Annotated in this window: 19 protein-coding genes and 2 pseudogenes; 6 read left to right on the top strand and 15 right to left on the bottom strand. The window is 69.7% G+C overall.

Annotation, left to right across the window (positions count from 1 at the left end):
* Window positions 1–10: 10 nt before the first annotated feature.
* Both AC061S_RS17350 and AC061S_RS17345 read right to left on the bottom strand, forming a co-directional pair.
* Window positions 11–163, bottom strand: a complete 153-nt coding sequence (locus AC061S_RS17350) for a metal-sensitive transcriptional regulator (protein WP_478686887.1) — start codon at window positions 161–163, stop codon at window positions 11–13.
* A gap of 100 nt (window positions 164–263) precedes the next feature.
* On the bottom strand, window positions 264–716 hold the full coding sequence (locus AC061S_RS17345; RefSeq protein WP_478686839.1) for a DUF4442 domain-containing protein: 453 nt from the start codon (window positions 714–716) through the stop codon (window positions 264–266).
* 95 nt (window positions 717–811) lie between these two features.
* On the opposite strand from AC061S_RS17345, the gene AC061S_RS17340 reads away from it, so the two are divergent.
* Together AC061S_RS17340 and AC061S_RS17335 are read left to right on the top strand one after the other, a co-directional pair.
* Window positions 812–1,873, top strand: a complete 1,062-nt coding sequence (locus AC061S_RS17340; protein ID WP_478686838.1) for a DUF8017 domain-containing protein — start codon at window positions 812–814, stop codon at window positions 1,871–1,873.
* A 70-nt stretch (window positions 1,874–1,943) separates the two neighbouring features.
* Window positions 1,944–3,293, top strand: coding sequence for an MFS transporter (locus AC061S_RS17335; protein ID WP_478686837.1), 1,350 nt, complete (start codon window positions 1,944–1,946; stop codon window positions 3,291–3,293).
* A gap of 113 nt (window positions 3,294–3,406) precedes the next feature.
* On the opposite strand, the gene AC061S_RS17330 is transcribed toward AC061S_RS17335, so the two are convergent.
* The 4 genes from AC061S_RS17330 to AC061S_RS17315 form a co-directional block, all read right to left on the bottom strand.
* Window positions 3,407–4,198, bottom strand: coding sequence for a spermidine synthase (locus AC061S_RS17330; protein WP_478686886.1), 792 nt, complete (start codon window positions 4,196–4,198; stop codon window positions 3,407–3,409).
* Window positions 4,199–4,265: 67 nt separating this feature from the next.
* The gene (locus AC061S_RS17325) at window positions 4,266–5,162 is read right to left on the bottom strand and encodes a patatin-like phospholipase family protein (protein ID WP_478686885.1); all 897 of its coding nucleotides are present in this window, start codon (window positions 5,160–5,162) and stop codon (window positions 4,266–4,268) included.
* A gap of 110 nt (window positions 5,163–5,272) precedes the next feature.
* Window positions 5,273–6,451 carry an elongation factor Tu gene (gene tuf / locus AC061S_RS17320; RefSeq protein ID WP_478686836.1) on the bottom strand — a complete coding sequence of 393 codons (1,179 nt, stop codon included), beginning with the start codon at window positions 6,449–6,451 and terminating at the stop codon, window positions 5,273–5,275.
* 249 nt (window positions 6,452–6,700) lie between these two features.
* Window positions 6,701–7,441 (bottom strand): DNA alkylation repair protein, encoded by a 741-nt coding sequence (locus tag AC061S_RS17315; protein ID WP_478686835.1) that lies wholly within the window; start codon window positions 7,439–7,441, stop codon window positions 6,701–6,703.
* Window positions 7,442–7,490: 49 nt separating this feature from the next.
* Here AC061S_RS17315 and AC061S_RS17310 point away from each other — a divergent pair, with 49 nt between their 5' ends.
* The 3 genes from AC061S_RS17310 to AC061S_RS17300 all read left to right on the top strand — a co-directional run bounded on the left by AC061S_RS17310 (window position 7,491) and on the right by AC061S_RS17300 (window position 10,535).
* Window positions 7,491–8,228, top strand: a complete 738-nt coding sequence (locus AC061S_RS17310) for a TVP38/TMEM64 family protein (RefSeq protein WP_478686834.1) — start codon at window positions 7,491–7,493, stop codon at window positions 8,226–8,228.
* A 48-nt stretch (window positions 8,229–8,276) separates the two neighbouring features.
* On the top strand, window positions 8,277–9,155 hold the full coding sequence (locus tag AC061S_RS17305) for an undecaprenyl-diphosphate phosphatase (protein ID WP_478686833.1): 879 nt from the start codon (window positions 8,277–8,279) through the stop codon (window positions 9,153–9,155).
* An 831-nt stretch (window positions 9,156–9,986) separates the two neighbouring features.
* Window positions 9,987–10,535, top strand: a complete 549-nt coding sequence (locus AC061S_RS17300) for a Uma2 family endonuclease (protein WP_478686884.1) — start codon at window positions 9,987–9,989, stop codon at window positions 10,533–10,535.
* Here AC061S_RS17300 and AC061S_RS17295 read toward each other — a convergent pair.
* From AC061S_RS17295 to AC061S_RS17280, 4 genes and pseudogenes are all read right to left on the bottom strand, one after another.
* Window positions 10,448–11,140: a linear amide C-N hydrolase gene (locus AC061S_RS17295; protein WP_478686832.1), complete on the bottom strand. Its 693-nt coding sequence runs from the start codon at window positions 11,138–11,140 to the stop codon at window positions 10,448–10,450. The genes AC061S_RS17300 and AC061S_RS17295 overlap by 88 nt on opposite strands.
* Before the next feature lie 367 nt (window positions 11,141–11,507).
* A pseudogene (locus AC061S_RS17290) lies at window positions 11,508–11,690 on the bottom strand (chaplin); the annotation flags it as partial.
* A 313-nt stretch (window positions 11,691–12,003) separates the two neighbouring features.
* Complete coding sequence (locus AC061S_RS17285; RefSeq protein WP_478686883.1) at window positions 12,004–12,402, bottom strand: VOC family protein; 399 nt, start codon at window positions 12,400–12,402, stop codon at window positions 12,004–12,006.
* A 17-nt stretch (window positions 12,403–12,419) separates the two neighbouring features.
* Window positions 12,420–13,673: an IS256 family transposase gene (locus AC061S_RS17280; RefSeq protein WP_478686831.1), complete on the bottom strand. Its 1,254-nt coding sequence runs from the start codon at window positions 13,671–13,673 to the stop codon at window positions 12,420–12,422.
* Between the two features lie 188 nt (window positions 13,674–13,861).
* Here AC061S_RS17280 and AC061S_RS17275 point away from each other — a divergent pair.
* Window positions 13,862–15,481, top strand: a pseudogene (locus AC061S_RS17275) (IS4 family transposase); the annotation flags it as partial.
* A 348-nt stretch (window positions 15,482–15,829) separates the two neighbouring features.
* Here AC061S_RS17275 and AC061S_RS17270 read toward each other — a convergent pair.
* The 5 genes from AC061S_RS17270 to AC061S_RS17250 form a co-directional block, all read right to left on the bottom strand.
* Window positions 15,830–16,081: a helix-turn-helix domain-containing protein gene (locus tag AC061S_RS17270; protein WP_478686882.1), complete on the bottom strand. Its 252-nt coding sequence runs from the start codon at window positions 16,079–16,081 to the stop codon at window positions 15,830–15,832.
* Window positions 16,081–16,710, bottom strand: coding sequence for a hypothetical protein (locus tag AC061S_RS17265; RefSeq protein ID WP_478686830.1), 630 nt, complete (start codon window positions 16,708–16,710; stop codon window positions 16,081–16,083). The genes AC061S_RS17270 and AC061S_RS17265 overlap by 1 nt, the downstream gene beginning before the upstream one ends.
* 388 nt (window positions 16,711–17,098) lie before the next feature.
* Complete coding sequence (locus AC061S_RS17260; RefSeq protein ID WP_478686829.1) at window positions 17,099–17,737, bottom strand: hypothetical protein; 639 nt, start codon at window positions 17,735–17,737, stop codon at window positions 17,099–17,101.
* A gap of 460 nt (window positions 17,738–18,197) precedes the next feature.
* Window positions 18,198–19,085, bottom strand: coding sequence for a hypothetical protein (locus AC061S_RS17255; RefSeq protein WP_478686828.1), 888 nt, complete (start codon window positions 19,083–19,085; stop codon window positions 18,198–18,200).
* A gap of 107 nt (window positions 19,086–19,192) precedes the next feature.
* On the bottom strand, window positions 19,193–19,383 hold a 191-nt coding region (locus AC061S_RS17250), incomplete at its 5' end, for a hypothetical protein (RefSeq protein ID WP_478686827.1).

Raw genomic sequence — 19,383 nt, 5'->3', positions numbered from 1 at the left:
TCGCCGATGTTCAGCCCTGCGGCGGCTGCCGCTCCAGGTCGGCCTCGCGCCGGGGCTCGTCCTGGAGCTGGACCCGGGCCTCGGTGCGGTGGCCGCGCTCGATGTAGTCCCGTACGACGGCCTCCACCGCGTCCTGGGGCGACCCGATCCCGGCGAGGACCATCACCTCCACCACGAGCTCGGCGTCGAGGCTGATGCTGATCTTGGCTCGGCCCGGCACGGGACCCCCTCCATCCGTCGTCGGATCAGGGACTCTAGCGGGGTCAGGCGTTGGGGCGCAGCGTCCAGAGCACGGTCATCTCGCCCGTCACGGCCTCGTCCTCGCGCTGGATGGCGATGGTGACGGGGAACTCGGGGCGGCCGCCCGCGTCGAGTTCGGCGACGACCTCGGCGGCGGGGCGGCCGAGGGTGGCGGTGGCCGTCACGACGCCCTTGGCGAGCTTCTTGTAGCCGATCTCCGCGCTCACCGCGAGGGGCACGGCGCGCGAGAGCTGGTCGCCGAAGGCGGCCAGGACGATCGCGCCGCTCGCGGACTCGGCGAGGGTGAACATCGCGCCGGCGTGCGGGCCGCCGAGGTGGTTGTGGAACTCGGCCTGGTCCGGGAGCCGGACGACGGCGCGCTCGGGGGTGGTCTCCAGGAACTGGAGGTTCAGGGTCTTGGCCATCGGCACGGTCGCGGCGAGCAGTTCGCCCACGTTCATCTGTTCAGCGCTCATGCAACGCGATGTTACCCGCGAGTAGTAGACATTGGCCATACCCGTACGGGGGCGGCCGTGGCTCCCCGCCCGCACTCCCACTATCGTTACCGGCCATGTGGCCAGGACAGCAGCAGCCGCCCGGGGGAGAACCCGACCCCCAGGACGCGCATAAGAACCCGTACCAGCAGCAGCCGGGAACGCCGAACCCGTACCAGCAGCAGCCGCCGACGGCGGCGTACGGGGAGCAGCAGCAGCCCGGCTACGGGTACCCGCAGCAGCCCCCCGCTCCTCAGGCGTGGGGCCAGCAGCCCCCGACCGTTCCCGTACCCCAGTGGGGCGGCACCCCGCCGCCCCAGCCCCCGCGCGGCGGGAGCCCCTTCTCGACCAGGACCGTGGCCATCGTCGCGGCCACCGCCGTCTTCGTGGCGGCCGCCGCCACCGGGGCGTTCGTCCTGACCCGGGACGACAAGACCGCCGACCAGGCGGACGGCAAGCCGAGCTCCTCCCCCTCCGCCCCGGCCTCCTCCGCCGCGCCCGCCCCGGCGAGCCCGAGCGCCAACCCGCGCGGCGGCGCCGACGCCAAGCCGGTCATCCCCGGCTGGAAGGTCGTCCTCAACCCGAAGTACGGCACCGCCTTTGACGTCCCGCCGGACTGGGACGTCAAGTCCTCGGGTCTGTCCATCGGCTTCGAGGACGACTCCAAGGACGACGGATCGCCCCTCGTGATGATGTCCGCGCCGGCCTTCCTCAAGGAGGACTGGTGCAAGGTCGACTCCAACAAGGACGGCAAGGAGGAGTCGACCGAGCTGGCGGGCACCGCCACCAAGGGCGGCATGGGCGCGAAGGGCACCGCCGAGGCCGCGTACAACGAGGCCGGCAACTGGGCCTTCGCCGCGTACGCCCAGAAGGCGCCGAAGGGCACCACCAAGGTCGCCGAGGCGAAGGAGTACACGACCTCCTCCGGGCTCAAGGGCCACATGGCGACCGCGACCGTCAGCGGCCTGCCCAAGGAGAACAAGTGCTCCACCGACGGCAAGTCCATCGCCTTCAGCTTCACGACCGCCAAGGGTGACCTCTCCACCTGGGTCCTCTACGGCGTCGCGGGCGTCCCGGGCGAAGTGAACAAGGAGACCTACGAGAAGATCCTGAGCAGCGTCCGCCTCCACGCGGGCTGATCTCCCCCGCCCCGCCTCCCGGGCCGGATATCCGTTTGGATTCCCGGCCCGGGACGGGGATAGTCCGGGGGTGAGCTCTCCCCCCGCCCCCTCCCCCGGGACCGCCCGTCCGTCCTCCTCCCGCCGCAGGCCGGAGTGGGCCGGCCGCAACTACACCCTGCTGACGGGTGCCGCGGTCATCACGAACCTCGGGAGCCACGGAGCGCTCATCGCGACCACCTGGGCGGTCCTGCAGTCGGGCGGCTCCCCCGGTGACGTCGGCCTGGTGGCCGCCGCCCGTACGCTGCCGCTCGTCCTCTTCCTCCTCATCGGCGGAGCCGTCGCCGACCGGATCCCCCGCCACCACGTCATGGTCGCGGCGAACACCCTCAACTGCCTCTCACAGGCCTTCTTCGCCTTCCTCGTCCTGACCGGCGATCCGAAGCTGTGGCAGATGATGCTGCTGACCGCGCTGTGCGGCACCGGTACGGCCTTCTTCAACCCGGCCGCCGAGGGCATGCTCATGGCCAGCGTCTCGGGCCCGCAGGCCAACCGCGCCTTCGCCCTCTTCCGGATGGCGATGAACGGCGCCGGCGTCGGCGGAGCGGCCCTCGGCGGAGCCATGGTCGCCCTGCTGGGCCCCGGCTGGGTGCTCGCCGTGGACGCGGCCGCCTTCGCCGCCGCCGGAGCCCTACGAGCCTTCCTCGACGTCGGCCACATCGCCGAACGCGCTCCCGGCGGCGGCCTGCTGACCGATCTGCGCGAGGGCTGGGTGGAGTTCAAGAGCCGCCCCTGGCTGTGGAGCATCGTGCTCCAGTTCTCCGTCGTCGTGGCCGTCGTCGGCGCCGCCGAAGCGGTCTACGGTCCCCTCGTCGCGCTGGAGCGACTGGGCGGGGCGGCTCCGTGGGGCGTGGCCCTGGCCTTCTTCGGCCTCGGCACCATCGGCGGGGCCGTCCTGATGATGACCTGGAAACCGCACCGCCTGCTGCTGGTCGGCACCCTGTGCGTGTTCCCGCTGGCGCTCCCCGCGGCGGGGCTGGCGGTGCCGCTTCCGGTGTGGGGGCTGTGCGCGGTGATGTTCGTGAGCGGCGCGGCCATCGAGGTGTTCGGCGTGAGCTGGATGACGACGATGCACCAGGAGATCCCGGAGGAGATGTTCTCCCGGGTCTCCTCCTACGACTGGTTCGGCTCGCTGTCGATGCTCCCGCTGGCCACGGCGCTGGCCGGCCCGGTCGAATCCGCCATCGGCCGCACCGCGGCCCTCTGGGGCTGCGCGGCCCTGGTGGTCGTGGTGACGGCAGCCGTCCTCCTGGTCCCGGACGTCCGCCGCATGACCCGCAAACCGCCCGCCACCCACGGCCCCGGCCTCGCCAAGCTGGGCCCTGTCGACTCCGGCCCTGTCGACTCCAGCCCCGCCAAATCCAGCCCCGCCGGCGTTTGAGGCGGCCTTTCAGCCCCGCCGGCGTTTGAGGCGAGGGGTCGGGGGCGGAGCCCCCGGGAACGGTGGAAGGGCGGGTAGGGGACAAGAGCCCCGCGCAGCGGCCGGCAAGCCCCTCAGCCGAGGCTGAACGCCCCCTCCGGCGGCTCGGGCGAAGCCACCGCGTCGGCGTCGGCCACCGGCCGAGCCCCCCGCATCAGCCGCGCGAGGGCCGCCCCCGCCTCTACCCGCGCGGGAAACACGTCACCCGCGCACACCCGCGAAAGCTCCGCCACCGGCAGCCCCCGCTCCGAAGCCAGCAGCACCGCGTTCCCGAACCGCCGCCCCCGCAGCACCCCCGGCTCCGCGATCAGCGCCAACTCCCCGAAAACCGCCCCGAAGTTCGCGAGCTGCCCGCGCAGGAAATCGAAGGGCGCCCCGTCGGCGAGGTTCGCCACGTACACCCCGCCGGGCCTCAGCACCCGCGCCACCTTCCGCGCGTACTCCACCGAGGCCAGCGAAGCCGGCACCCTGGATCCGCCGAAGACGTCCCCCACCACCACGTCCGCGCTCGCGTCCGGCGCCGCGGCCAGCCAGGCCCGCGCGTCGGCGACGTGCACGGTGATCCCGCTCCCGGCCGCGACCGGCAGGAACTCCCCGACCAGCGCGACGAGCCCGGCGTCGAACTCGACCACGTCCTGCCGCGACCCCGGCCGGCCCGCCGCCGCGTACCGCGGCAGGGTCAGCGCTCCGCCGCCCAGGTGCAGCAGGTCCAGCGCGGCCCCCGGCTCGCCCACGCAGTCCAGGACGTGCGCGAGGCGGCGTACGTACTCGAACTCCAGGTGCTCCGGGTCGTCGAGGTCCACGTACGACTGCGGCGCCCCGTCCACGGTGAGCAGCCAGGCCCGCTCCCGGTCGATGTCCGGCATCAGTTTGGCGGTGCCCTGGGCCACGTCCCGGATCACCGGGATCTGTTCGTCACTCACCGGACCATTGTCAGGCCCCCGGAGCCGCCCACACCTCGCGCGCCTGCTCCACGTGGAGCGCGGCCTGCTCCAGCCCCGCCCGCGCGGCCGGATCGCGGCGCGCGGGGTCCAGTACGTTGCGTCCGAAGACCTTGCGGGCCCCCGCGGACGGGGTGATCAGCAGCACCTTCGCCCCGGCCTCCCGCAGGCGCGCGGCCTGCGCCGCGGGCGAGGGGATCAGCCCGGCGCCCGTGGCCATCGGCGCGAGGATCACCACGCGCGCGTAGCCCGCGGCGAGGTCGGCGTTGGTCGCGGAGCGGATCCCGCCGTCGATGAACCGCCGCCCCGCGACCGTCACGGGCGGCCACACCCCGGGTACGGCGCAGCTCGCCGAGACGGCGTCGACCAGCCCGGCCTCGCTCCCCCGCTCGAAGGCCGCGAGTTCGCCGGTCAGCGCGTCGACCGCGGCGACGACGAGGCGCCGCGCGGGCCAGTCGTGCGACACCAGCCGGGCTTCGAGCACCTTGCGGCGCAGCGCCTCCGGCTCCGTGTCGGCGGCGAGGGCGAAGGCGCCGATCCGGCGCCGGTAGGACTTGGCGTCGCGGGAGCGCACCATCGCGACGGCGTAGCGCCCGATCAGGGAGGCCCCCAGCTTCGCGGGGAGCTCCCCGCCGGGGTCGCCCAGCTGGCGCTCGTACAGCTCCTGCGGGGTGAGCAGTCCGGAGGTGAGCTGCGCGCCGACGACCGAGCCGGCCGAGGTCCCGACGACGAGGTCGGCCCCGGTCAGGTCGACGCCCGCGCGGGCGAGCCCGTAGAGCATCCCGGCCTCCCAGCCGACGCCGGTCAGCCCGCCGCCGCCGAGCACCAGAGCCGTGCCCTTGCCTTCCCCGCTGCCGCTGCCGCTGCCGCTGCCCATGCCGCTGCCCATGCTGCCGTCTTCCACGAACCGCTCCCTCCCCGCATGCCAGTGGTGACGGCAGTCTGGCGCAAGCCGACCACCGCCACCACAGCGGGTCCTACACGGCCGCTAACCGACGGCTACCCGACCTCGGTGACCGTCCCGGCCCCGACGGTGCGCCCGCCCTCGCGGATCGCGAAGCCGAGCCCGCTCTCCAGCGGAACGTCCCGCCCGAGCTCCACGGTCATGGTGACCGTGTCCCCGGGCCGGGCCCGGCCCGCCTCGCCCAGGTCCACGTCCCCCACCACGTCGGCGGTGCGGATGTAGAACTGCGGCCGGTAGCCGGTCGCCACCGGCGTGCTGCGGCCGCCCTCGCGGGCGGACAGCACGTACACCCGCGCCGTGAAGCGGCGCCTGGGTACGACGCTGCCGGGCGCGGCCACCACGCCGCCGCGGCGCACCGCGTCGCGGGGCACCCCGCGCAGCAGCAGCGCGACGTTGTCCCCGGCCTCGGCGGACTCCATCGGCTTCCCGAAGGTCTCCAGCCCGGTGACCACGGACTCCACGGCCGCGCCGTCGCCGCCGAGCAGCGCGACGCGGTCGCCCATGGCAACGGTGCCCCGCTCGACGGCGCCGGTGACGACGGTGCCGCGCCCGGTGATGGTGAGGACGTTCTCCACCGGCATCAGGAACGGCGCGTCGGTGTACCGCACGGGCAGGGGCACGTACGTGTCCACGGCGTCGAGCAGGGCCTCGATCGCCGAGGTCCAGCGCGGGTCGCCGTCCAGCGCCCCGAGCCCGGAGACCCGTACGACCGGGGCGGCGTCCCCGCCGTAGCCGTTCGCGGTGAGCAGCTCGCGGACCTCCAGCTCGACCAGGTCGGTGAGCTCGGGGTCCCCGGCGTCGGCCTTGTTCAGCGCGACGACGATGTGGTCGACGCCGACCTGCCGGGCGAGGAGGACGTGCTCGGCGGTTTGCGGCATGACCCCGTCGAGGGCGGAGACGACGAGGATCGCCCCGTCGAGCTGGGCCGCGCCGGTGACCATGTTCTTGATGTAATCGGCGTGGCCGGGCATGTCCACGTGGGCGTAGTGCCGGGTGTCGGTCTCGTACTCGACGTGCGTGAGGTTGATGGTGATGCCGCGCCGGGCCTCCTCGGGGGCCCGGTCGATCCGGTCGAACGGCACGAAGGCGGCGCCGCCGCGCTCGGCGAGGACCTTGGTGATGGCGGCGGTCAGCGTCGTCTTGCCGTGGTCGACGTGACCCATGGTGCCGATGTTCAGGTGCGGCTTGGTGCGCACGAAGGCCGTCTTGGCCATGATGTCTTCCCGTGTGATCCGAAACTGGAGATACGGGACCCCCTGAGCGAACCGACCCTCCCCCTGTGGGGTCCGCCGGACGATCCGGGAAGGGTCAGCTTCGTGCGCCGTCGAACGCGGCTGCGCCTACGGCGAGTTCTGCGGGGACGGCAGCCTTCGGCGCGTCTGCGACTGCGGACGGCGCTGCGGGGAAGGCGTGCCTGGACATGTGCCCGATCCTGTCGGACCCTGGTCGGCGGGGCCACTGAATTACGCGGCGGCGGGCCCGACTTCGCCGATGTTCTTGAGCGCCTCGCGCACCGAGAGCGGGGACAGCGACTCCCGCTCGGCGGTGACGAAGGCGCGTACGGCGGCGGGGTCCGTCTTGGCGTACTCGCGCAGGCACCAGCCGATGGCCTTGCGGACGAAGAAGTCGGGGTGGCCGCTCCGGCGGCGGCAGTACGCGAAGAGCCGGTCGGTGTCGGTCGCGGACTTGAAGCGGAGCTGGTGGAGCAGGGCGGTGCGGGCCACCCACAGGTCCTCGTCCTCGATCCACTCGTCCATGACGGCGGCGAGCACCGGGTCCGCCGCCACGAGCGGGCCGACCGTGTGCGCGGCGAGCAGGTCGACGGTGTCCCACCAGGGGACGGTCGCGATCAGGTGCCGGACCACGGGCAGGAAGCCGGAGGAACAGCGGGAGACGTGTCGGCGCAGGTAGTCGACGGCGAAGTACCGGTACTCACGCTCCGGAAGCTCCCAGCAGCGCAGCGCGAGCGCCGCGCAGTCCGTTTCGGACGGTTTCGGGGTGTTCTTGGTCACGGCCCTCGACAGCTCGCGGCGCAGCGGGGTGGGGATCCCGAGGAAGGGCGACACGTCCTTCATGTACGCGGCCATGGGCCCGGCCCGCCCCACGTCGGCCGCGGCGCCGTAGGACTCCGTGAGCCGCGCCACCAACAGCTCGGCGAGGGCGCTGTGCGGAACCGGCGGAGGCCGCCGGTCGTTCGACTGCATGAGGCCCAGATTACGGCGCTCGGTCAGGATGGTCGGTTAGTCTCCCGGAATGTCCCTCCTCCTCGCGCCGTGGACCCGGCTCTCGCTGCTCGTCGTGCTGCTCCTCGCGGCCGGCGTCTGCGTCGTGGTGTACGAGCCCCAGCGTCTGCTCGCGGAGGGCTGGCCCCCGGGGCTCCCGGTGGGCACCGCGGTCCTGCTCTTCGCCGCGGCGTACGGGGTGTGCACGGCCGCCCTGGTGCCCCGCCCCCTGCTGAACCTGGCCTCCGGGGCCCTCTTCGGCTCCCAGTTCGGCCTGGTCGCGGCGGTCGCCGGCTCGGTCATCGGCGCGGGGATCGCCTTCGGCCTCGGCCGGATGATGGGCCGCGACGCCCTGCGTCCGCTGATCCGCGGCCGCTGGCTGCAGGCGGCCGACGACCAGTTGGCCCGGCACGGCTTCCGCTCGATGCTGGCGGTCCGGATCTTCCCCGGTCTGCCCTTCGCGGTGGCCAACTACGCCGCCGCGCTGTCCCGCTGCGGCTGGCTCCCCTTCCTCCTCGCCACCGCGATCGGCGTGGTCCCGAACACCGCCGCGTACGTGATCGCGGGGGCCAGCGCCTCCTCCCCGACCTCCCCCGCGTTCCTCGCCTCGTTCGGCTTCATCGCCGTCTCCGCGGTGGGTGCGGCGGTCGTCGCCTGGCGCAAGCGGCACCGGCTGGCGCCCGTCCGCAGGCCCGAGCGAACCGTGCCGGCGCGGGAACTGACGGCCGTACACCCCCCGGTGGTCACGGCCGCACCTCACGGGCCCTAGCATCGGACGCGAACTGCCCGACGATCACAAGGACGAGCGCACCCCGACATGAGCTGGTTCGAATCCCTAATCCTCGGTCTCGTCCAGGGGCTTACGGAGTTCCTCCCGATCTCCTCCAGCGCCCATCTGCGGCTGACCGCGGCGTTCGCCGGCTGGCACGATCCGGGAGCGGCCTTCACCGCCATCACGCAGATCGGCACCGAGGCCGCCGTGCTGATCTACTTCCGCAAGGACATCGCGAAGATCATCTCCACCTGGTCCCGCTCGCTGTACACGAAGGCGCTGCGCTCCGAGCAGGAAGCCAAGATGGGCTGGCTGGTGATCGTCGGCTCGATCCCGATCGGCGTGCTCGGCCTCGCCTTCAAGGACCAGATCGAAGGCCCGTTCCGTGACCTGCGGCTGATCGCCACCACCCTCATCGTGATGGGCATCGTGCTCGGCATCGCCGACCGGCTGGCCGCGCGCGACGAGGAGGGCGGCCGGCACCGCGCCATCCGCGAGCGCAAGACCCTGAAGGAACTGGGCGTCAAGGACGGCCTCATCTTCGGTCTCTGCCAGGCGTTGGCCCTGATCCCGGGTGTGTCCCGGTCGGGTGCGACGCTCTCCGGCGGTCTGCTGCTGGGCTTCACCCGCGAGGCCGCGGCCCGCTACTCCTTCCTCCTCGCCATCCCGGCCGTGCTGGCCTCGGGCCTGTTCGAGATCATGGACGTGGTGGAGAACCCGGGCCACATCGCCTGGAGTCAGACGATCTTCGCCACGGTCGTCGCCTTCCTCGTCGGCTACGCGGTCATCGCCTGGTTCATGAAGTTCATCTCCAGCAAGAGCTTCATGCCCTTCGTGATCTACCGGATTCTGCTCGGCATCCTGCTGTTCGTGCTGGTGGGAGCCGGTGTGCTGAGCCCGCACGCGGGCGAATCCGGCGGCTGATCCAGGGCCGCACAGGTAGCGCTATCTAGCATTTCCTAGCGCCTGATTGCAGCACCACGCCATGATCATCTCCCACTTGTCTCCCACTCATCTCCCACCAGGGAGCCGGGACACGCCCCACTAGGGCGCGTGCTTCTGCAAAGTAGGGAATGACACGGAAGGGCCCGCACGGCCAGTGCGGGCCCTTCCGTACAGAGGGTGGAGCGGGTCAGCTGAGGTTCATGTCCGGCCTATGCCGGACCTTCGCCACGAGGAAACGCAGCCGCTCGTCCACCGTGTCCCAGGCATCGCCGGTGAGGTCGGCCGGCTGTAGGGCCAGGCGTCCGCGTCCAGGGCGATCCGGGTGAACTCCGAGCTGTCGACCAGGTCCCGAGCGAGCCGGTCGAGGGAGCGGGCGGCCCGCACGTGGCAGGCCGCGTCCAGCACCAGTTAACGCTCCGCACGGCTCGGCGGAACCCGGGAAGCAGCCGCGGCACCGCCGTACGCCAGGGCACCACTTGCGGGGCCCCCTGACCTGTGAGGACAAGGACGGGGGGCTTCCACTGCGACCTCGACGACATCGCAAGCCTGGTGTCGGCCGACCTCGACCCGGCGCTCAAGTTGACGTGCACCACGCCTCCGAAGCAGCTCGTCCATGGACCACGTCATCCAGATCCACACCGAGATGATCACCGGCCTCCGGCTCCTCGGATCCACACGGGCCGAGTGAGAGGTCCGGTCGCTCGACTATGCTGACACCAGCGTTGAGCCCGTGTCCGCGATCCGGGATGAGGGCCCCTGACCTCTTCGAGGCGCCTGGAGGAAGCCGTGACCGCCGAACTCCCCGACTGGATGATCCCGCCCAGGATCAGCGGCTGGGAAGCCGATGACCTCGACCTCCTCGCCCAGGCACCGCGGCACACCGAACTCATCGACGGGGCCCTGATCTTCATGATGTCGCCGCAGCGGTCCTGGCACGCCCGGCTGGTGGAGAACCTGACCTTCGCCCTGCGCCAGGCCGCCCCCGTCGGGTTCGACGCCGAGCGTGAGATGACAGTCAGGCTCGACAAGAAGAGCCGCCCCGAGCCGGACATCCTGGTCACGACCGCCCCGTACGACCCCGACCGAACGTGGTACGCGCCCGAAGACGTCGCCCTGGTCATCGAGGTCGTCTCAGAGGAGTCGGCGGACCGCGACCGTTCCCTGAAGCCCTTCAAGTACGCACAGGCCAGGATCCCCCACTTCTGGCGCGTCGAGGACGAGATCGGCGCCCCCACCGTCCACACCTACGAACTCGACACCATGACCAGCACCTACGTGGCCACCGGCATCCACCGCAACCGGTTGAAGGTCTCCGTCCCCATCCCCCTCGACATCGACCTCGACAGCCTCGTGCCCTGACCGCCCCTCCCGGACGCCAGGCCACGGCTTCGCGAGCTGGAAGCGTAAGCCGCCTCACGCCCCCGCGAGGGCGAAGGTGAACGGTTCACGGGGCTCGTACCGGCCGGTGACGTCGCGAGCAGGTTGCCGGCACTCGACGACCGCCGAGTCTCCGTGGCGTGGTCAAGCGCCAGGTGCACCGTGCTCCACGTGCCCGCGTGGGCGTCCCCCTGTGGGCGCACCTGGAAAAGTTCGGCCTCCAGCGCGTCGACCGCCTCGGCGACGGTGGGGAAGCGATCCAGGAGGTACTGCGTCCACATTGCGGCGCTCACGGCCGGCAGGCGCGGGTCGCGCTCCCCATAGTCCGATTCGGCCAGCCACGGCAGATGCGCGCCAAGACCCGCCTCGTTGATCCCGTCCGTGGTGGCGGAGTCGTACGCGATGGCCACCGCCCTGCCGTAACGGGCTCCACCGCAGCGGCAGCGGGTCGTCCGCTCCCGTGCCCGCCCGCTCCGCCCCGCTGGATAGCACCCACAGGTTGGTGTCCAGGCTCTGCTTCCAGCCCATGTTCCGGCCCACGACGACCGGCTGCCCGGCCGCCTGCCACAGCACACACGCGCACACATGTGGGAGTGCCACAGGTGTCGTACGCCGTCGCAGACGTGCAGGGGGAAGGTCTCCGGCCTCGGCGGCAGCCATCTCAAAGCCCGACGAGCCGCGCATCCCGCAAGAGTGGGACCGGTTCTCGTACGTCACGGCGGCACCGTCCCCGACCTCGCGACGGCACAGAAATGGGCGCACGAAGCCCCGTACCGACGACCAATAATTTACTCATGGGTCATATTGCCCCCTGGTGACGGCCCGGCTCTCGTATGGCTACTGAGTAACCATCCGGCCTCGGTTGTGGATTCCTTCGTTCGCGGACTTCCGGACATACGACTGTGGCGCCACCGGCTGATGCCAGTGGCGCCACAGAGAGAGCGACGACCTCAGTCAGCCGTTGACACAGAGGGTGCCGAACGCAGGGTTCAGAGCGCCGATGAGGTTCGCCGTGTTGCCGCAGATGTTGATCGGAACGTGGACCGGGTATTGTCCGAGGTTGCCCGAGTAAACACCGGGGGAGCCCACCGCAGCACCTTCGGCCGCGGCGTCAGCGGCGGCCGAGCCGGCGGCCGCGCGATCGGGGGCTCACAATGAGCCTCAATGAGCGAAACGTCCCATCGGCCAAGACGACACGGGCCCGGCCAGGATTTGCCTTGTTCAACACAATCGTCGTACCGCGACGGGTGAGGTTCCCCCGAGATGCGGGGATGGGTGACAGAGGGTCAGATGGGTCTCATGAGAGGAGCCCAGACGATGCCTGCCCCGAGGAAATACCCCAAGACCACGGAGTTATGGCTTGTCCGCCGCTGTCAACAGGGCGGGGGTATTCGGGAGAAGTGCCGGTCACCAACGGGAGTAATCGTCAAGACCTGTGGATCGGTTGATCTCAGTTTCGTTGTGATGGGTTGATTGCGACGAGTTCGACCTCGAAGCCGTCGTCGTTTTCCAGGTAGGCGGCGTAGTGCTGCGCGCCGCCGGCGTGCGGATGCCGGTCGGGGAACAGCAGATGCCAGCCGTGCCGGGCCGCGTCGGTGGCCAGCTGGTCGACCGCGGTGTCGTCTTCGACGTGAAAGGCCAGGTGGTTCAGCCCTGGCCGGCAGCGGTCGTGCCGGTCGGCGGTGAGGGCCGGGGACTGCTCCACGACCAGATAGGTCGGCCCGAGCCGCCAGCTGCGTCCGCTGTTCCAGCTCTGGAAAAGGGTGTGGCCCAGCGCCTCCAGGAGCCAGCCGAGAGAGGCGACCGCGCGGTCGAGGTCCGGCACCCACAACTCGACGTGATGCAACATGCCAACGGTGGGCCGGTTCACGCCGCTACCGCCTCGGGGCGTTCGACGAGGTGGCCGCGTTCGAAGCGGGCGCCGGCCCGGACCAGGGCGACGAGGTGGGGTGCGTTCACGGCCCGCCAGCGTTCCTGGGCTGACTCGATGAGCTTGAAGACCATGGCCAGGGCGGCGGCCCGGCTGCCGGCGCCCTTGGTGACCTTGGTGCGTAGCCGGACGGTGGCGAAGGTCGACTCGATCGGGTTCGTGGTCCGCAGGTGGATCCAGTGCTCGGCGGGGAAGTCGAAGAACGCCAGGAGTTCTTCCTCGTCGTCGGTGATCCGCTTGACGACCTTGGGGTATTTCGCCCCGTACTGCTTGGCGAACGCGGCGACGGCCTTGGCCGCACGCTCCTTGTCCTCGGCGTTGTAGATCTCCTGGATCGCGCGTTTGGCGGCGGGCTGGGCCGACTTCGGGAGCGCGTCGAGGACGTTCGCGGTCTTGTGCACCCAGCACCGCTGGTGGCGGGTCTCGGGGAACACCTCGTTCAACGCGTTCCAGAAGCCGAGCGCCCCGTCGCCGACGGCCAGGACGGGGGCCCGCATGCCCCGGCGGGCATAGTCCCGCAGTAGTCCGGCCCACGCCTCGGACGACTCGCGGTAGCCGTCGGTCATCGCGATCAGTTCCTTGGTGCCGTCGGCCCGCACGCCGACCATGACCAGGACGGCGGCCTTCGCCTCTTCCAGGCGTATGCGCAGGTGAACGCCATCGGCCCAGACGTAGACGTAGTCCGTGGCGGACAGATCGCGGTCCATGAACGACTTGTGGTCGGCCTGCCACCGCGCGGTCAGCCGCGTGATCGTCGCGGGCGACAGGCCGGCAGAGGAGCCGAGGAACTGCTCCAGCGCGGGCACGAAGTCACCAGTTGACAGGCCGTGCAGATACAGCAGCGGCAGCACCTCGCTGATCTTCGGGGATTTACGAGCCCAGGGCGGCAGGATCGCCGAGGAGAACCGCTTGCGTTCGCCGGTGGCCTCGTCGACGCGCTTGTCGTTGACCCGCGGGGCCTTCACCTCGATCGCCCCGGCCGATGTCGTCACCTTCCGCGGCTGGTGGAAGCCGTTGCGCACGACCAGACGGCGGCCGGAATGGTCTCGCTGATCGACCAACTCGGATATGTAGGCGTTGACTTCTGCTTCCAGGGCGGCGGCCAGCATCCGCCTCGCGCCCTCGCGGACGATCTCGTCAATCAGGGAGCCGTGTGGCGTCGTTCCGTCTTCGTTGACTACCGTGAGCACGGGCGTGCCTTCCCGACCGACGCAGCGAACGTCGGCCTACTCGATGACCATCACAGGATCATTCGGGAAGGTACGCCCTTCGCGTGCCAACCCGAGGCCGATCCACAGGTCTTGAGCATTGCTCCGGCAACGGGACTCCTGATAGAGCGAGGAAGCCGACCAAGGTCTTCCCGCCTGAAGGAGCCCCGTTGCCCGTTCAGTGTTCCACCGTCACGCTCACGTCGTCCATCACCGTCGCCAACGGGGTCTTCGCTCCGGGGCATCTGGGCGAGCTGACCCGGCACTTGCCCTTCGAACTGGTCGATGACGTGCTGGAACGTACTGGCGGCACCCAGCGGAGGCTGAGGCTGCTGCCGTCGAGGGTCGGCGTCTACTTCGTGCTGGCACTGGTTCTCTTCCCGCAGCTGGGCTACCTGCGGGTATGGGACAAACTCACCTGCGGGCTGCGCGGGCTCCTTCCGCTGCGCCCGTCGGAGAAGGCGCTGCGGGAGGTGCGCCGGCGGCTGGGCGCCGCGCCACTGCGGCTGCTCTTCGAGACACTGGCCGGTCCCGTGGCACAGCCGAGCACACCAGGGGTGCGTTACAGGTGCTGGCGCACAGTCGCCTTCGACGGCTGCAGCTCCACCAAGGCTCCCGACCGGCCGCGAGTCTGCGCCTGGTTGGGCAAACACAGGCACCGTTACGGCACGGACGGATATCCGATGCTGAAGATCATGGTGCTGTGCGAGACAGGGACCCGGGCTCTCCTCGGCGCGGTCTTCGGACCGACGCCCGAGAAGGAGACCGGTTACGCCGAGCAGCTGCTACCACTGCTGGACGACACAATGCTGCTGCTCAACGACCGGGGCTTCGACTCCGACGACTTCCTCGCGAAGGCCGCTGCCACCGGGGCACAGCTGCTGGTACGCCTCAAGGGAACCCGGACACCCGCACGTTGGGCGCTTCTGCCGGACGGGTCGTTTCTGACACGGATCAACGGGACGCGGCTGAGGATCATCGATGCACACATTGCGGTGACGACAGCCAAAGGGCTGCGGCTGGAAGGACACTACCGGCTGGCCACGACGCTGACCGATCACCGTCGCTACCCCGCCGCAGAGCTGGTGGAGCTCTACCACGAGCGATGGGAGATCGAGTCAGCGTTCTACTCGCTTCGGCACACCCTGCAGCACGGCCTGGTGCTGCGATCCCAGGACGCGACCGGGATCCAGCAGGAACTCTGGGCGCACCTGACCGTCTACCAGGCACTGCGCCGGGCGATGGCCGAGGCCGTCGAGACACTCCCCGGCACCGACCCGGACCGCGCCTCCTTCACCGTCGCCCTGGAGACCGCAAAAGACCAGCTCATCGCCGCCGCCGACGTACTGCCCGAAACCGGACCGGGACGAATCACATCGGCCCTGCTGCACGATCTGCTCCCACCCCGCCGGACCCGCGTCAACCCGCGCCGCGTCAAATGCCCCATCTCCCGCTACGCCGCACCGCCCCACCAGGCACAAGTCCTCGGCGCATCCAGAATTGCCAGCATCAGTGTCACCGTGCACTCCTCCGCCGGCCCCGGCCCCGACGGACGCCGTGACCGCACGCTGCAACTCCTGCGGACTGATCCCCGCCGCACCCAGCGTGCCTGTGAGATCGCCCGCGGTATCGGACTGGACGACGCCCAAGGACTACGCGCAGAACTGGGACGCTGGGTCCGCGAAGGAATCCTCCGCCGCACCGGCCGGGGCCTCTACACCCTCGAACCCGAGTGGACCACCCCAACCGCCACAAGCCCACCGCCCCTGTTGACAGCGGTGGATAAGCCATATCTCCGTGGTCTTGAAAGTACCCGCTGGAGTTGCGTGAGCGTGCGGTGCGGATGTACCGGAGCACCGGCCCGAGGCCGCAGATCAGGAAGCTGGGGGCCGATCTCTGAGGAGAGTTTGCCGTCCTGGCCGGTCTGCGGCGCGTGGCCGGTCTCAGCGTCGCTTGAGCCACCTGGTGGCGGCGACAGCCAGGCCGATCACCACTACGACAGTGATCACCGCCATGATCTTCATTCCGGTGTCCATCATTCCGATCATCTGTATCTCCCTGATTGTCTGCGGGTGGGGGCGGCAGGCCCCTGGTTGTCTCTTACAAAACGGATGGTCTCGTGCGGCTCGACGCCGGTTCTATCCAGGCTCGGCACCGCCGCGAACCACGCGGTAGCTCAGCAGGTCGCCCGGTTGGCAGTCCAGCACCCGGCAGATACTCGTGAGGGTCGTGAAGCGGATTGCTTTCGCGCGGCCGTTCTTGAGGATGGACAGATTGACGTTGGTCACGCCCACGCGAACGGCGAGCTCCGCCAGCGTCATGCCCCGCTCTGCAAGGAGACGGTCGAGATGCACGTGGATGTCGTGGGTCTCGTTTCCCTCGGCGGACATCAGACGGTCCCTTCGAGGTCCTCGCGCATGATGGCGCCGACACGCGTAATCCGTGCGAACGTGAGCACCCCCAGGGCAGCCAGGATCGCCAGGTAGGGGAATCTCGATGTGTGCAGCACTGCCTCGGCTGAGAACGTGACGTCGTTGGCGAGTGTGGCCAGCATGGCTGCGCGGGCGCCGGCTTCGATGACTTCCGCGAGCAGGCTGCCGATGAGCAGCCACCAGCCGAGCAGTCGCAGCCTGGTGGCAGCCTGCAGGGTGTAGACCCCGTCTCGGGCTGCCGACCGAAGAAGGCGGTTGAGCAGGATGAGCCCACCGATCAGCAGACCGAGGGTCGGTACGCCTGCGAGCACTCCGAGGAGACGCTGGTAGTCGCTGGGGTGTTCGGCGCAGTACTGCGGGAGCGCGCTGACGTGCGCCCCTTCTCGGGCGCCGAACATGGCGTCGGCTGCACTTGAGCTGCCGGAGATCCAGTCTGCGGTCACGCAGTTGTCGGCGCCGCTCCAGAGCGGGACGTCGTTGTTGAAAAGGCTCAGGATGAAGCTGATCGCGAGGAGGCCGATCAACAGGCGGAGAACGCCCGATACCACCGAGGAGAGCGGTTCAAGGAGCTTCTGGTCCTCACTCATCACGGCCAACCTCCATTATCGCTTATCGATGTTATCGAAAAACGATACCCCATGGAGGGGAGTGAGGGAACCTCCAGGTCATACCCGGTCGCCGCCGGCCAGGTGGCTGCTCCGGCGGACGACGCGGCGGTCCGCCGCGGAGATCAGGGAGGACGGGCCGATCCGGGGGAAGATCCGAGGGGATCCACCAGCTGCAGCGGAGTCACGCGGCCCTGCAACTCGACGGCTGACGAACGAAAAAAGCGGCAGCCGCGGACCTGCCCGCCCCCGCAGGGCTGCACTCACTCTCACGGGGGCAGGCAGGCGATACCGCGCCTGCCGGACTACGGCCTGGTCGGCTCAGGACCTACCAGGCGGCGGCATGGTCAGGACCGCCGCTCCAGGTGGACTACACCCTCTTGAGGTAACCGCCCTTGAAACCGTCCTGGTCGGCCCACATGCGGTGACGGCAGGACCAGGTGCCGTACATCGCGAACTTCCCGGTCCACACGGTTTCTGAGTGCGCGTTGTTTCCCGGGTCGGCAGAAATCCAGTTCTTGATCGGTTCCTTGTCGAACGACAGGGCGGGCACCCAGTTGGTGTGGCTGGCCCAGCCATTGTGGACAACCGTGACCCTGCTGCCGGAGACACGGTAATTGACACCGAGCTTCACGGTCGTGACCTTGACGCCCATAATCGTGTCGGAAACGCTGTGCCAGTTGCTCATGTCACGGGACGCCGCCATCGGAGACATCGCCGGGGAATCCGAAGAGTTCGACTCCTCCTTGTTGATCACGATGTCACCGCCGGCCAGCACGCTCTGCTTGGCGGTGGGGCTCTTCGCCACGTCCATGAACGCCTGGAAGTGATCCGGCTTGTTGAGGTACCCCAGGAACTTCTGCTGCTTTTCCTTGGACAGCGCCTTGAACTGCGCGATCGTCTCGGCCGCACCAGGATCCGACTCCAGCCACGCGACGTAAGCCTGCGGCGTGGAGGGGAGCGGCGCCTCTGCTGCCGTCGCCTGAGCGGGAAGGACCGCCAGAGTCATCGCTCCGATCGTCGCACCCATGAGCCCGACAAACCCCCGCCGAGTGGTGTTATTCATTCCGCTTCCCCCAACAAATTGATCCTGCGTGACGAAACATAAAAGAAAGGGAGGCAAACAACGCCTGGTACAGGAAGTGACACTTCCCCCAGGCTCCCAACCCCCCGCAAAGGAGCCACTGTTGGTCGACAGCGGCCCCACGAAGACCCTCACACAGGAAACAGCGGACCAGCAAGCCTCAAATGGATCTCTGAGGTTCACTTGAGGATCAGCATGGCCGCACCACCAAAAGGGAGTGATTCAGAACACATCGAAGGATTTTTCAGACATGGCCCGCCGGGCAGAATGCCGGCAGATCCGCAGCCTCACCCCGCAGAGCGCTGCGACCTCCTTCCGCCCCAGGCCGAGGGGGGACATGCGCGGCCGGAGCGTTCCCGGTGTCGCGCACTCGTCCGTCACGGGGTCAGCGGGATGTGCCACGGCGATGCCGGACCAGGGCGTACGCACCCGCGCCAGCGGCGACCAGAGCGATGGCGCCGCCGAGCAGCCAGGGCCGCGCCGATGGCCTGGCGGCGCTCGCCTGCGGCGGGGCCGGGTCCTGGCAGTCCGGCGCGGCTGCGGTCACCTGGTACCGGGCCCAGGTCTTCACCGGCTTCCCCGGCTCATGCCATTGCACGGCGTAGAGCCCTGGCTCCGTATCGCACCGGATCCGGGCGGTGGCGTCGATCGTCTTGGTTCCGCGCATCAGCACCGGCTGAGTGAACGCCGGGGAGGTCAGCTTGACCTCACCGTCTCCGGCCATGTGCGCGTTGTCGGTGGCCGTGATCCGCTCTCCCGCCCGCACGGTGCGCACGTGCCAGGGTGTCTGCGGCCACGGCGCGTCGGCACTCCAGTGTTCTTCCTGTGGCTCCGGCGGCAGTTCAGACACCCGGCGTGCGCACTCCGCTCGCTCCGCTTCACCGGCCGGCTCCACCCGGATGCTCGCCCACAGCCGGTCGATCTTGGACGGATTCTCCTCCCCGATGGGTGAGCCGAAGCGCACTTCGTAGGAGCCGGGGGCGGCCGTACAGGAGACCGTCATGACCGCGGTGACGAGGCGGTCCTCCATCCGCAGCGTGCCCTCCGCCTCGAAGGCGCCGGAGATCACCCTGACGCCGTTTCTGGTGTCTGAGTCGACCGCGGCATCCGTCGAGATCGTGATCCGGTCTCCCGGCCGGACCGGCAGCTCCGTACCGCTCGGCAGCGGCCGGGGCGGATTCTCGGCCGACGCCGCTAAGGCACTGCCCGCCGCACCCGACAGCAGCAGCGCAAGCACGGTCGCCGCACTGGCCCGCGTCCTGTTCGTGGCCATTAGGGCTCTTTTCATCTCCGTTGACGATCTTTCAAACCGCTGCATAGTCTGCCTCCTCGTCGAACTGACGCACCATTACGCATGGTTACGCTGCGTCATTGCCCCGCTCAGAAAGTAAGTTTGTTGAGATCCAGATGGTTGACCGCACTCGCCCTCAGCATCACGCCCGCCTTACTCGGCAGCACTGCCGCCGTGGCCTCGGGCCTCCCAGCCCCGACCGCTTCGGTGTCGGTGTCCGCTTCTCCCTCTCCCTCTCCCTCTCCCTCTCCCTCTCCCTCTCCCTCTCCCTCTCCCTCTC

Source organism: Streptomyces sp. CA189 (genome assembly GCF_056428985.1).
The sequence above is the reverse complement of the archived record's forward strand: the minus strand, read 5'-3'. Positions and strand labels throughout refer to the sequence as shown.